This is a genomic window from Streptomyces sp. NPDC046197, from assembly GCF_040646295.1.
GTDB lineage: Bacteria > Actinomycetota > Actinomycetes > Streptomycetales > Streptomycetaceae > Streptomyces.
The window spans coordinates 14,368-27,417 of sequence record NZ_JBEYZY010000045.1; the positions used below are offsets into that span (position 1 = coordinate 14,368).

Below are 13,050 nucleotides of genomic sequence, written 5' to 3' on the forward strand. Positions count from 1 at the left end.
CGCAAAGAGTTCTTCGCGAAGGTCTCTTTGCGAAGAACTCTTTGCGGACTACCGTGTGTCGCATGGCTGATGCAGTGGAGAGGCCGGATGGCCCGAACGTTGAAGAGGACTCGGTTGTCCTGGATGCCAAGGGGCTGCGTGCCCTGGCGCATCCGGTGCGCGTGCAGTTGGTAGGGCTGTTGCGCAAGTACGGCCCGTCGACGGCCACCCGCCTCGCGGAGCGGCTGGGCGTGAATTCCGGTACGGCCAGCTATCACCTCCGGCAACTCGGCGCGGCCGGTTTCGTCGAGGAGGACACCGAACGCGGCAACGCGCGAGAGCGCTGGTGGCGTTCGGTGCACCGGACTACCTGGTTCAACGATCCGGAGCTGGCCGAGCGGGAGCCCGAAGCATCATTGGCCTACCAGCAGTCCGTCGCCGCCATCTACACCCTGCGCACGCAGCAGACCCTGAACGAGCTTCAGACGATGCCCCGCGCATGGCGGAACACCTTCGACATGAGCGACTGGGCCTTGCGGCTCACGCCCGAGGAAGCCGCCGCCCTGTACCGGGAGTTGACGGACGTCATCGCGCGCTACCGGCGAGACGCGCCGGAGACGGCGGCCAGTGCACCGGAGGGAGCCGAACGGGTCGCCGTGATCACGCAGATCCTGCCCGAACTGGATGCGCCTTCCGTGTCGTCGCTCCCTTCCGGCGCTCAGGAAGAGGAAGGAAGCCCGACGTCATGACCGACGACGCCTCGGAGGCCGGCGGCATACCCGGCAAGAGGTCCTTACGGCCGCTGGGCGGGGTGCTGGCGGCCATGGTTGTGTCGCTGACCGGCACTCGGATCTCCGTTGTGGCACTGCCCTGGTTCGTCCTCGTCGCAACTGGTAGCGCCACCCAGACCGGACTGGTCGCCTTCTGCGAGATGACTCCCTATGTGGTGGTCAAGGCGTTCACCGGGCCGCTGGTGGACCGGATCGGCCCGCGAACTGTTTCCTGGACCACCGATCTGGCCAGCGCGACCGCCGCCGCCGCGGTTCCCCTGCTCCACGCCCTGGACCTGCTGTCCTTTCCCCTTCTGCTGGTTCTGGTCGCGCTGATCGGCGCGGCCCGGGGACCCGGCGACCTGGCCAAGGAGGTGATGGTCCCGGAGGCGGCTGAGCGCGGCCGGGTGCCGCTGGAGCGGGCCACCGGTCTGGCCGGTGTGATCGAGCGGCTCGCCTCTACCGTCGGCCTGGCGGTCGGCGGATCCCTGGTGGCGCTGCTCGGTCCCCTGACGGGACTTGCCGTCAACGCGGGCTGCTTCGCCCTCGGATCGGTGATCATCAAACTCGCGCTGCCTCGCGGCATGGGGCACGCGGTCGAGGAAGCCCCCTCGCCGGCCGGGGGAACGGGACCGGGCTACTGGCGGCAATTCGGCGAAGGCTTCACTTTCCTGCGCGGCGAGCCGCTGCTGCTCACCGTGATCGTCATGGTCGGCATCACCAACCTGCTGGACGCGGCGATCACCTCGGTGCTCATACCCGTCTGGGCCAGGGAGTCCGGCAACGGGCCGACCGAGATCGGCCTGATGGGCAGCATTATGGGGGCCGCAGCGGTCGGCGGGAGCCTAATCGCCGCGGTGGTCGCGCACCGGCTTCGGCGGCGGGTGGTGGTTCTCACCGGGTTCCTGCTGGCCGGGGCACCGAGGTTCCTGATCCTGGCCTTCGATGCTCCGTTGGGGGCGGTACTGGCCGTCTTCGCGGTCAGTGGGTTCGGTGCCGGCTTCGTCAATCCTGTGCTGGGGGCAGTCCGATTCGAGCGGGTGCCGCGCCGGATGCTGGGCCGGGTCAACGCCCTCGGTGACTCGCTGGCCTGGGCAGGCATCCCTCTCGGCGGGCTGCTCGCCGGGGCGGCGGTGACCGCTGTCGGACTCGTGCCGGTGCTGCTCGCCTGCGGCGCCGCGTACTTCCTCACCACGAATCTGGCTGGACTGCGGACGGAATGGCGCGAGATAGACCGTACGCGTGGGCGGGGCCTCGTGAAGCCGCAATCCAAGGAAGACGCCTCACAAGACAGTGCGAAAGCAGCGACATGACGTCGACGGGAGGGAGGTGGACCATCTGGCTTCCTTCTCCCTCCCACCGCTCCTTCTACCTCGCCCACGCTCCACGCACGCTCAGATGACTGCTGGTCGGCGGCGTCCGCCGCAACTCGGGGACCCGGAAATTTCACTGCAGCAAGGTCGAGGCGGGTGTCCATGTCGAGGTTGACCTCCCCGTACGGACGCACGTGCGACCAGAAGAGCGGGGTCAGGCCGCGCCGATCGGCAGGCGTGAGAAGCCGGGCCCACTCCGGTTCGCCGAGGATGTCATGAAGCATGAGGGTGTTCACGTAGACCAGGGCGGACTGGAGGATGCGCAGACACAGCACGAACATCTTCTGCTCGTCGCGCCGGTTCGAGGCGATCTCCCCGCCCTTGCCGTAGGCGATCACAGAGTTGGCTCCGTTGGAGAACTCCATAACGTTCAGGCCCTCCTCGATCTCCCGCTGGAGGTCGCGCAGCCGCAGGTAGCGGGCCATTCTGTGGAATCTGAGTTGTCAAGAGTGTTCGGGGTCAGTCCCACTCGGCGTCGGCGTAACCGAGTCGTCGGTTCATCTCGATGGCGGCCGTGTTCGCCGGGTGGTGGAGGGTCCGGATCCTGTCCACGCCGCATAGATCAGCGAATCGGATGCCGACCGTCTTCATCGCCATTGAGATGCCTCGGCCGCGGTAGGCAGCCCTGACCCCGGTCATCTCGTTGAAGACAAAGCCGGACGATCGATGGTCGGATGTCGCGGCGAGTCCGCACCACCCATCGTCGCCCAGTGCGATCACGACACCGCGCGGATCGTAGGAAGGGACCTCGATGCGGCGCTCGAGATACTCCTCGAACGTGTAGAACTCGCCGCGCTCGGGGATGTCGGCGGAGCACTCCTTGTTGAGTTCGTAGAGTGCGCGTCGGTGGCCTGGGCTATCCCCGAGCTCGGCCAGCGTGGTGAGGCGAATGCCAGTGGTTCGGCAACGTTCGATGTATGCCTCGAAGCGCGTCGCGTCGAAGGTCTTCAGGTCGAGCTCCAGCTTGACCCAGCGGCCTGCCATGACGTTGCCCCCTTCCAATCTCAGCCCGAGTCTCCCGGGTAGTCACGGTCGCCTGTCCGCCGGTTTCCCGTCTCCAGTGTTTCGGCAGCACGGCACTGACGTCGGGGAGCCGCCCGATGAACCTATCTGTCCGCAAGGGGCTTTGGCAGGATCCGGTCTCCTGCTGATCAAGAAGGTTCTCCCTGGCCATGGCGAACGCCGATGATGGGCAGCAATGTGGCCGTGGCCGGAATGCCGATTTGCCGTGGTGTCGGTCCGGCGGGTGTGGGGATATCGGTAAGAAGCTGTTGTCTTTCCGATCTTGAGAGATGCGCGTCGAACGGGAGTCCCGATTTGGGCGGTCGCGGTGCGCTTGACGCATACGGGCAGGGCCTCCTGAACAGCTCATGGGTGTCGAATCCATCCGAGCCATGCGATTCCCAGCGCAGACTGCTCCGGAGCCCACGACGACCTGAGATTCAAGACAGGGTTCGAATGTGGATGCCTCCGTCCACGAGACCTGTGGCGAGGATGATGCTGCCGTTCGGATAGGCCAGAGCAGCGACGGAGATCCCGTGGATGGAGTCGTCCAGGAGGCGTCCGGTCGTGGCATGCCATTGGCGTACGACGCCGCTTTCTGAGGAGACGAGGAGTCTGGGTTCGTCGGCGACTGCCACCGAAGTCAAGGAGCCGACCCTGTCTTCGGTCTCGATGGGTTGCCCCAGGGGCTCGCCGGACACCGCGTTCCACCGGTACAGCACACCGTCGATATCTGCGCAGGTGAGCACTGGGATTCCTGCGCGAGGCACGAACAGGTCGATGTCCGTTACTTCGCCACCCACCGCGAAGGTGCTCAAGCTTTCCCCGCTGCCTCCGTCCCACAGGCGAACGGTTCCATCGTCGCCTGCCGAAGCGATCAGCAGGCCGCGTCCTGGCACGCGGTCGGCTTTCACACACTTCACACTGCTCCCGTGCCCGCTGAGTGGTGCTCCCAGAGCGGTGCCGGTGATGGCATCCCAGCGGTAAACCAGGTGGTCGTTTCCTGCCCCGATGAGCATGACGCGTCCATCTCCCATCGCACAGGAGTCGACGCTCCAGATGGTCCCAGGGGTCAGGTCCGGCATGTCGGGGAGAGGACTTCCGGTGCTCGCGTCCCGCCGTTGCACTCCGTTTTCTGTGGCTGCGGCGAGGATCTGCCTACCGTCGCCCAGGCTGAGCGCGAGTCCGAAGCACCCGTAATAGAGTTCTCCGTCTCTTGTCTCCCACAGGACTTCCCCGGTGGTCACGTCCCAGCGGCGCAGTTGATAGTCGGGGTGCGCGGCCCCTGAGACGAGGAGGGTCTCACCCCCCGGCAACCCGGCAAGGAACAGCGGCCACACGATGCCCTCATGAGCTGACGCAATGGACATCTCTCGCTCATGGTGCACAATTCGCGCCATTTCCCCTCCAGTTCAGCGACAGTGATTTATTGAAGATTGGACGCCATCATCGAACGGGAATCCCGATTGGGTGATCGTGGGGTGCTTGGGGCATGCGGGTGGGGCCTCTGGCCCGTAGGCGTCTGGGTCCGGGCCGGTCGGTTGTTGGTGGGCTGGGTGTCACGCGCTGGCGTGGCCAGGGACACTGATTATCTGCCGCCTACGCTAGTACTTGCCTGACAGGAAAGTAAATGCCAGGATTCCAGTACTACCCCACTTGCGGCTGGAGAAGACCATGGACGACATCCCGCACCCGACCGCTGCCGAAGCCCGCGCTGCCCTGCGGGCCGCTGGGGAAGCCAAAGACGCCGCCGCACGGCCGGCACGCTCGCTGCCCGCCTGGTATCCGGCCACCAGCGGGCTGCTGTTCGCGGTCGGCCTCGGATGTCTCGGCCTACAGTGGGCCCTGCCCCACGTGACCTGGAAACTGGCGGCGACGCTCGAACTGGCGGCTGCCCTGCTGGTGGCCGCACACTGCGTCCTCGCGCAGCGATTCGAAAAGCGCCCCGGAATCATCCAGATCTCCCCGCGCTCGGTGAGTCCCCAAGCCTTGATCAGCGCATACGCGGGCGCCCTGGCGATCGCCGCAACAGCGGCCCTGCTCTGGCACCTGGCAGGCTTCGTGATCGCCGCCGGCCTCTGCGGCGGGCTGGTGAACTGGCTCGTCCTGCGGCGCGAGCGTAGAACGGGGGCCGGCTCGTGAGCAGCGACGCCCCACCGCCCGCCCTGGACCCACTGATCCAGCATCCGACCCGGCTGGCCATCATGGCCTTCCTTTCCGGCTGTGCCGAGGCGGAGTTCGGTGCGGTCCGTGACGGCTGCCAGATCTCCGACTCCGCCCTCAGCAAGACCATTTCGGTGCTGGAGTCGGCCTCCTACGTCACGGTGCGCAAGGGCTATGTGGGCAAACGCCCCCGCACCTGGCTCAGCCTGAGCAGCCAAGGCCGCACCGCCCTGTCCGGACATCTCGCCGCCCTGCAGCGCATCGCCGCCGACGCCGCGGCACTCGGTTCGGCCCTGGACGGCCCAAGCCCGCAAGCCGCCGCCGGATCCTGACGCGCCCCGGCCCCAGCACAGTGCAGCACCCGTGAACTGAGCTGCGCATGTCCAGCTCCGGCGCTCAGGCACCGGCCAAAACGACTCCGCCGCGCAGTCCTTGGGCGAACAGATCCACGGCCGCCTCCTCCAGCCGGATCCGCTCGCGAAACGCCTGCCGTTCAGGCGTCATCCCACCACCCTGCGAATACCTCACACAACAGGCATACTGCGACGATCACACATCGTCAGCCCTCAACGACATGACGCCGCCAAGGTCAGTAACTGCACGCACCTGAAACCGACTGGCTCATAGCAGCCTCGCTAGCTTTCGCCCACTCCCCCGTCGTACAGACAGCCGCCTCCACCCCTCAGGTCCTCCACCCGTAGCCGTCCAAGGAGCACTCCTGTTGCACATCACGATCAGCCACAATGTCCCCTACACCGGCGACGCCTCAACCGCACAACTCCTCGACATTTACAAGCCGGACAACCCAAGTCCCACCCCGACAGTGCTCCTATGGCACGGAAGCGGCACCAACGAAAAGCACGTCCTGGCCCCCCTCGCCCGCACAGCAGCCGGCCTCGGCGCGACCATCGTGGTCCCCGACTGGCGCCCAGAGGCAGCCGACCGCGGCAAGAACGACCTTCTTGCCTCACTCCGCTACGTCCGCGAACACGCATCCCACTTCGCCGGCAGCAGCAACACCATCGTCCTGGCCGGGTGGTCAGCCGGAGCCGGAGCCGCCGTTGCCCTGGCCCTGGACCACCACGCATGCAACGGCTGGCAGCCCTCAGCCGCCGTCGGCATCGCAGGGCGCTACGACGTGCCCTCACGCACCACTGGCACCGCACCTTTGACCAGCGTCAGCAAGGCATCACCTCTCCCCTCGGTGCCCATACGGCTCATCCACGGCAGCGCCGACACCATCGTTCCCAGCAGCCACTCGACGGACCTCTTGAATGCCCTCCACCATGCGGGACACACAGCCAACTACGTTGCACTCCCCACCGACCACGCCGGCGTGGTGATGACCGAATACGACCCCACCGCCAACACCTGCGTCCCCGCCCGCTCCCCACAAGCCCAAGACGCAGGCCGACGAACAGCCCACATCCTCCTCGAAACCGCAGCCGCCGCAGCGGCATAGCCGAGCTCTCTGCTCCTTGGCCGAGCTCGGCCCGAAGTGGATGTGCCCGATCGATGCTTTCGAAGGCCTCCATCCGCCCGAGTAGCACACCACGCTGCCCGGCGTTGCTCGCCCACTGGCGCACCTCGCTGGTCGGCTCAGTGATCCAGAAGGCGGAGTTGGTCACCTACAGCGGTCCCGTAGCAAGAGCCATGGCACCTATGGAACCGCAACCCAGAACGCGTCACCGTCCAACGCTTCTGGGGCCCTGATGACGCTCTGCGCCTGCCGAGAATGTCATCCATGCACCTCAAGGGCTTGTTCGGTGCTGCGGCAGGATGAACACTCGTGTTGATTCGTCTCGCCTGCCTAACCATCACCACGCGTTCGCCGCGCTGCAGCTGCTACCGATGAGCGACCGCGACAAGGACGCAGAGATCCTCGCCCTGCGCCACCAGATCACCGTCCTTGAACGGCAGCTCGGCAAGGACCGGGTGAAGTTCGCCCCGGAAGACCGAGCCTTCCTCGCCGCTCTGCTGATGCCGCTGCCGCGCCAGGTTCTGCGCCGACTCCGGCTGCTGGTCCAGCCCGACACCGTACTGTGATGGCACCGCGACCTCATCAAGCAGCGCCACGCCCGCATCTGCCGACCCAAGAGGCCGGGCCACCCGCCCACCGCTCGCTCGATCCGCGTCCGGATCCAGCGTCTGGTCCGGGAGAACCCGTCGTGGGGCTACCGCAGAGTGCACGGCGAACTCGCCACCCTCGGCATCGACATCGCGGCCTCCACCGTCTGGGAGATCCTCAAGAGCGAAGGAATCGACCCCGCACCGAATCGGGCCGCCACGACCTGGGCCGACTTCCTGAACTCCCAGGCCGACGCTCTCCTGGCCTGCGACTTCATCGAGACCGTCACCCTGACCGGCCGACGCCAGTACACCCTCGCGGTCATTGAGCACGCCACCCGCCGCATCCGGATACTCGGCACCACGGAGCACCCCACCGCCCACTGGGTGAGCCAGGCCGCACGCAACCTCGTCATGGACCTCGAGGACCCCGCAGCCACCGTCACCTACCTGATCCGGGACCGGGACGCGAAGTTCCCCTCGCTCTTCGACCAGATTCTGGAAGACGCCGGCATCCAGACGGTGCTCACCGGCGTCCGGATGGCACGCATGAACTCAATCATGGAGCGCTGGGTCCAGACCTGCCGCCACGAACTTCTGGACCGCACCCTCATCTGGAACGAGCGCCACCTGCGCTACGCACTCCGCCAGTTCGAGCTGCACCACAACGCGCACCGGCCCCATCAAGCGATGAACCAGGCAGCACCACTGCGCGCTGTCCCCGAACCGATCACCGATCCCGAGCGGATCTCCCGTCTGGACATACGCCGCCGAGACCGGCTCACCGGAGTTATACACGAATACCGACACGCCGCCTGACCTGGCCGGATGGAATAATCGGCAGCCACAACCCTGCCCTCACCCATGCGGCCACCCTACGCAGGCAGAAGTGGCTGCCGGGAGCCCCAGTGTCCTCACCGGGGATTGCAAGTAGAGGGTTCTCGCGCGGGATACCCGCCGGGTACGGGATGGGTAGGTGCCTGTCCGTTGCCGCGTTGCCCCGTACGCGCGGGTCGTCCAAGGACGACTCCGGCCAGGACCAGTGCCAGCCCGCACAACTGCTGGATGGTCAGCGCCTCCCCGGCGACCGCGGTGCCGAGCAGCACGCCAGTAGCGGGGTTGAGCAGCCCGATCAGACCCACGGTCCCCGCGGGCAGGTGCCGCAGTCCGGTGAACCAGGCAACAAAGGCCAGTGCGGTGGCGACCAGGGTGACGTAGCCGAACGCGAGCAGCGCCGACACGGAGAGGGAGGGGGGAGGGCCTTCCACGGCTGCGGCGACCGGGAGCAGGAACAGACCTCCGGCCGTGAGCTGCCAGGTCGTCGAGGCGAGCACGTCAACATCGGCACTCCACCGTTTGGTCAGAATGTAGCCGAAGGACGACATCAGCATGGCTGCGGCCGAGGCGAGGACTCCCGGCACGCTTACTGCTCTCGCCCCCGCCAGCAGCATGAGACACACACCAGCGAGCCCCATCGCGGCGCCGGCCAAGTGGGCGGTCCGAGGCCGCTCGGACACCAAGGGCCAGGCTATAACCATCATCGTCAGCGGGGACATCGCCATGACAGTCGAGGCGACGCTCGTCGGAAGCAGCTGGGATGCGGCGTAGACGAGGACGAAGAACATGCTCACGTTGAGCAACCCGAGTACGGCAGACCGCCACCACCACGCGCCGCGTGGCCGCTGTCTGCACAAGGCCAGCAGGACGAGGCCGGCAGGCAGCGCCCGCAGCGCAGCCCCATACAGCGGACGGTCCGAGGGGAGGAACTCATGGGTGACGAAGTAGTTGGTCCCCCAGGCCACCGGCGCGACTGCGGTCAGTGCCACCCAGCGCATATTAGCTTCCATGGAAGGAAATATAGCTTACCAGGAAGGTATATTGGTGCCCGTGGAAGACTGGCAACCGATGGACCGCGTAGCACGCATCCAGGCCGACTGGCGGCGCGAACGGCCCGACGTCGACATCGCCCCTCAGGGCGTGATCGGCCGGCTGCACCGCCTGGCCGACCACCTTACCGACGAGCTGTGCCTCGTCTACCGGCGCTACGGCCTGAGCGAGGGAGAGTTCGACGTCCTGTGCGCACTGCGCCGCGCCGGTGAGCCCTACGAACGGGCACCCGGCGAACTCGCCGCCCACACCATGGTCACCACCGGCGCGATGACGAAGAGAATCGACCGCTTGGAGCGAGCCGGACTCGTCACCCGCCGCCGTTCCGGTGACGACCAGCGCAGCCGGATCGTCGCTCTCACCCGGCCTGGACGCGAACTGATCGACCAGGCATTCACCGACCACATGCGCAACGAACGCCGCCTGCTGGACCTGCTGACGCCCGCCGAGACCAAAGCACTCGAAGGACTGCTCACAACCTGGCTCTCACACATGGAAAATCCGCCTTCATCCGACAGCAAATGACCCGCCGCCCTCCGGCCGCACCTCGTGCCTTGGGGTTCAGACACAGGCACGAGCAGATACGGCAGATGTACAACGCGGATGTGCGGGCGCAGTACCTGGCCGCGCAGGACGCCACGAACGGTTATCTCCTCAACCGCAAGTCACGGGCGGCCGGCGTCGACCCGGCAACGCTGTTGACCGGTCCCGCGCACATCGCGTACGCCTGTGCATCCAAGGACCGATGCCTGCACCGCCTGCACGGCGCCTACCAGCAATACCGCCGTCGTGCCGGACATGCTGCTCGGCCCCCACCAGGTACGCTCTCCAGGCTGCTCACCGGCTCCAACACCCAGCAGACCCGGGCCGGAATCCGATGAGCGGCTGCTCGTGCGGGAGATACTCACCTACCTCGCCTCCACCCTCCCCTGGTTCACCTCCCCCGGCCGCCCGGCTGCTGGTCCTGCAATGCGCGCTGCGCGCCGACACCCGCGGACACGTCCGGCTTCCGGCAGGCCTGCTGCGCGGCATGCGGCTGTACGGGCGCCAGGAACCGTGGCAGGAGGGGACCACGGCCAATGGCTCCAGCTGCCCGGCCTCAAGTCGGCGCCGTGGAGGTGCGACTGCTGGATGAGGCGGTCCTGGACCAGGCTCCCGGTCGCAGTGCACGCCGCCACGCCGCGCACTGGGGCTTTGCAACCCATGCCCTTGCTCCTGCCGTATACCGCACCACCACCGGTGCGACTGACCGCACTCGTGCTGGCCGTCCACACGTCCGACCAGTCCACCACCACGCCGATATGGACGTCCTCGCCCGTCTGTGCGGGCACTCCCCTCAGCAGACCGCAGAGTTGCTCGACCGGCTGACGGCCACACGCATCCTGGCCGCCTGGCACCATCACCGGGACGCGGACGAAGTCCTGTGGAAACTTGCTCACGAGGGCACTCCACTGCACTCTGCAGTACACGCCAGACAGCACCACGTGCACCGGCCCTGAAGCTCAGCTCGAGCAAAAAGACATCACTCCAGAGCAACAACACACATCACTCATCCGTACTATCTCTGCGGAAGGGCTCTTTGCAGCAGTGACCGTCGCTGCCCTCAGACACCAGCCCGAGCACCCGCGCGTGGCGCTCTACGCCTACGCCAGCTGTGACACACCGAGCCAGGGAACCCAAGAAAGGTCAACACCATGTCGCAGAGCACAACGGCCACCACCGAGCTGGCGTCGAAGTACGCCGCCCAGGTGACCAGCGACCTCGAACGCAACGCCAAGGAGCAGGAACGCATCGGCGTGGACATCGCTGCGCTGCAGGAGCAGTTGGCTGCCCTGCGGCGCGACCACTCCGTGCTGGTCAACGTGCAGCAGGCGCTTGGCCAATCCCCCACCCCGGTGCAGCCGGCGACCGCCTCGGACCCCTCCACCGTGCCCGCCCCCCGCACCAAGAAGACCGCTGGTGAGCCCCGCGCCGGCAAGCGGACACGAGGGAAGAAGACCGCCGACGCACAGGACCGCACCGCGACCAACAAGTCCGTCTCCAAGAAGACGACGGCCGGCAAGAAGCCCGCAGGTGACGCCGCAGCCGTGAAGGCGGCCCGGCCCACGCTGGTCGAACTCGTCGGCGGCCACCTCACCGAGCAGAGCGAACCGCGTTCCGCGGCGGATGTCGCCACCGCACTCGACAAGGCCCATCCCGAGCGCGGCATCAAAATCACGGTCGTACGCACCGCCCTGGAAGGCCTCGTCGCCAAGAACCGGGCTCAGCGGACCAAGCAGGGCAGCTCCGTCTTCTACACTGCCCGCCACGCAGCCGGGCAGACCACCGCAACGTCCCGGGACGAGGCACCATCCCAGCGGGCCGAGTAAAACGCCAGGCAGCACGCTGCCGCTGCAGCGGCAGCCAGCCGTGCCGACCGCTGAGCGGTTCGGCCGAGGATGACCTACCGCTTGCCGGATCAGTCCCGTCTTGCACAGGGCGCATTCTCCTGGTCCGACCGGTCCGGTGCCATCGGTCCGCCAAAGCAACGACGAACCTCTGACTCAGGTCACTGGGCTTGGTGCTGCTGTCGGATGAGGAGTCTGGCAGCCTGTGGTCCGTCCACCGGGCGGTCCGAATCGACTGCGGTCTGCAGGGCATCCGGGCCTCGTTTCGCCATGCTAGCGCCATGTCTCCGGCTGCCATGTCGTAGGCGAAGAGCAGGTCGCCGAGTCGGAAGGCGGCGGCAGGTGAGAGGTCGGGGTGTCCGGCGTTGCCGCCGGTCAGGCTGGACGCCTCCAGCGCCCCCGACATGCGTGATCACGACAGCGGGGCTGAAGCTGCCCCCGAAGGCCGCGTTCGACAAGCCCGAAGTACTGCACCAGCAGTCACTGGAAGCGCTGATCGGCCGCGCGGTGCTCTACCGGATCGCCGCGATCGCCCGGCAAAGGCGTTCGAGAACCCCGAGCAGTTCACCGCGGTGGTCCTGGACGAGCTGTACTGGCTCACCTCGTCCGCCGAGGGCACCGCCCTGGTCCACGAAATCCTCCACGCCGGCCGCAAGCACGGCGCCGGCCTCCTCGCCGGATCCCACGACGCCGAGGAACTCGGCCCCGACCGCGGTCTGATGGCCTACCGGGCACTCGCCCGTACTGCGGATCGTGAACGCGCCCGCCGGGGCCCTGAGTTCGTCGGCCTGGATGCGCACGACCCCGAGCTGCTGCGGCTGGTGAACACCGGCTTGTCCCCCGTCGGCCAACGCGGCCGCGAGGGCGAGTTCCTGCTGACCTGCCCTCGGCAGAACACCGGCCGCATCAAGGCCGTCATCCCCCGCATCGCGCTATCGCCACGCCTGTCACCACCACACCGGGACGCCGCACGAGCACGGCCTGCGAGACGGGGTCCGCGCCGCCTAGCGGTGAGGCTGTCGGTGCCCGTTTGAAGGAACGTGCCTGATGACCTCTTCATCCTGGGACCGCTCCCGGCGCATCACCGCAGCGGCAAGCGCCCTGGCCGTACTCGCCGTGGCCGTCGGCATGCTTGTGCTGGCCCTGCCGTTGAGCGTGCCCGCAGGCGTGGTGGGTTTTCGCGTCCTCCTGGGATGCGGAGGATGACGATGAGGCATGGTTCGGGTTCGCCGGGGCGTTGGACGGGTTCGATCCAGAAGCCTTCGTCGATCGCGAGGGAGTCGCACCCGGGGAACCGTGGCAGCACTACGACCAGAGCCCCAGCTACTGCGCCTACGCCTTCGCGGAGTTCGGCACCGGTTCGGGCCAGGGCGTGAGCCAGAAACCGTAGACGGCTGCGACGAGGGCGAGTCCGAGGGTGAT

The 13,050-nt window shown here is 67.1% G+C and carries 12 protein-coding genes and 3 pseudogenes; 11 read left to right on the top strand and 4 right to left on the bottom strand.

Going from position 1 to position 13,050, the window contains the following annotated elements; translation table 11 throughout:
* Positions 1 to 62 precede the first annotated feature (62 nt).
* Positions 63 to 728 carry a helix-turn-helix domain-containing protein gene (locus tag AB0A61_RS36195; protein ID WP_361302288.1) on the top strand — a complete coding sequence of 222 codons (666 nt, stop codon included), beginning with the start codon at positions 63 to 65 and terminating at the stop codon, positions 726 to 728.
* Positions 725 to 2,062 carry an MFS transporter gene (locus AB0A61_RS36200; protein WP_361302291.1) on the top strand — a complete coding sequence of 446 codons (1,338 nt, stop codon included), beginning with the start codon at positions 725 to 727 and terminating at the stop codon, positions 2,060 to 2,062. Before AB0A61_RS36195 ends, AB0A61_RS36200 begins: the two co-directional genes overlap by 4 nt.
* Before the next feature lie 236 nt (positions 2,063 to 2,298).
* Here AB0A61_RS36200 and AB0A61_RS36205 read toward each other — a convergent pair.
* From AB0A61_RS36205 to AB0A61_RS36215, 3 genes and pseudogenes are all read right to left on the bottom strand, one after another.
* Positions 2,299 to 2,547, bottom strand: a pseudogene (locus AB0A61_RS36205) (Tn3 family transposase); the annotation flags it as partial.
* A gap of 34 nt (positions 2,548 to 2,581) precedes the next feature.
* Positions 2,582 to 3,106: a GNAT family N-acetyltransferase gene (locus AB0A61_RS36210; protein ID WP_361302294.1), complete on the bottom strand. Its 525-nt coding sequence runs from the start codon at positions 3,104 to 3,106 to the stop codon at positions 2,582 to 2,584.
* 458 nt (positions 3,107 to 3,564) lie between these two features.
* Entirely contained in the window at positions 3,565 to 4,494 is a 930-nt protein-coding gene (locus AB0A61_RS36215; RefSeq protein ID WP_361302297.1) for a WD40 repeat domain-containing protein, read from the bottom strand.
* Between the two features lie 304 nt (positions 4,495 to 4,798).
* Between AB0A61_RS36215 and AB0A61_RS36220 the strand changes: the two genes are divergently transcribed.
* From AB0A61_RS36220 to AB0A61_RS36235, 4 genes and pseudogenes are all read left to right on the top strand, one after another.
* Positions 4,799 to 5,266: a hypothetical protein gene (locus AB0A61_RS36220; protein ID WP_361302300.1), complete on the top strand. Its 468-nt coding sequence runs from the start codon at positions 4,799 to 4,801 to the stop codon at positions 5,264 to 5,266.
* A 62-nt stretch (positions 5,267 to 5,328) separates the two neighbouring features.
* Positions 5,329 to 5,619, top strand: coding sequence for a transcriptional regulator (locus AB0A61_RS36225; RefSeq protein ID WP_361302365.1), 291 nt, complete (start codon positions 5,329 to 5,331; stop codon positions 5,617 to 5,619).
* Between the two features lie 389 nt (positions 5,620 to 6,008).
* Positions 6,009 to 6,749: an alpha/beta hydrolase fold domain-containing protein gene (locus AB0A61_RS36230; protein WP_361302303.1), complete on the top strand. Its 741-nt coding sequence runs from the start codon at positions 6,009 to 6,011 to the stop codon at positions 6,747 to 6,749.
* Positions 6,750 to 7,076: 327 nt separating this feature from the next.
* Positions 7,077 to 8,173 (top strand): annotated as a pseudogene (locus tag AB0A61_RS36235) (integrase core domain-containing protein).
* A 95-nt stretch (positions 8,174 to 8,268) separates the two neighbouring features.
* On the opposite strand, the gene AB0A61_RS36240 reads toward AB0A61_RS36235, so the two are convergent.
* Positions 8,269 to 9,189 carry an EamA family transporter gene (locus AB0A61_RS36240; RefSeq protein ID WP_361302368.1) on the bottom strand — a complete coding sequence of 307 codons (921 nt, stop codon included), beginning with the start codon at positions 9,187 to 9,189 and terminating at the stop codon, positions 8,269 to 8,271.
* A 70-nt stretch (positions 9,190 to 9,259) separates the two neighbouring features.
* Here AB0A61_RS36240 and AB0A61_RS36245 point away from each other — a divergent pair, with 70 nt between their 5' ends.
* From AB0A61_RS36245 to AB0A61_RS36265, 5 genes and pseudogenes are all read left to right on the top strand, one after another.
* The gene (locus AB0A61_RS36245; RefSeq protein WP_361302306.1) at positions 9,260 to 9,766 is read left to right on the top strand and encodes a MarR family transcriptional regulator; all 507 of its coding nucleotides are present in this window, start codon (positions 9,260 to 9,262) and stop codon (positions 9,764 to 9,766) included.
* A gap of 65 nt (positions 9,767 to 9,831) precedes the next feature.
* Positions 9,832 to 10,122, top strand: coding sequence for a hypothetical protein (locus tag AB0A61_RS36250; protein ID WP_361302309.1), 291 nt, complete (start codon positions 9,832 to 9,834; stop codon positions 10,120 to 10,122).
* 813 nt (positions 10,123 to 10,935) lie between these two features.
* A complete protein-coding gene (locus AB0A61_RS36255; protein ID WP_361302312.1) occupies positions 10,936 to 11,610 on the top strand; it encodes a hypothetical protein in 675 nt (224 codons plus the stop codon).
* A 377-nt stretch (positions 11,611 to 11,987) separates the two neighbouring features.
* Positions 11,988 to 12,676, top strand: a pseudogene (locus AB0A61_RS36260) (ATP-binding protein); the annotation flags it as partial.
* Entirely contained in the window at positions 12,676 to 12,834 is a 159-nt protein-coding gene (locus AB0A61_RS36265) for a hypothetical protein (protein WP_361302315.1), read from the top strand. The pseudogene AB0A61_RS36260 and the gene AB0A61_RS36265, both read left to right, overlap by 1 nt.
* The last annotated feature ends 216 nt before the right edge of the window (positions 12,835 to 13,050 follow it).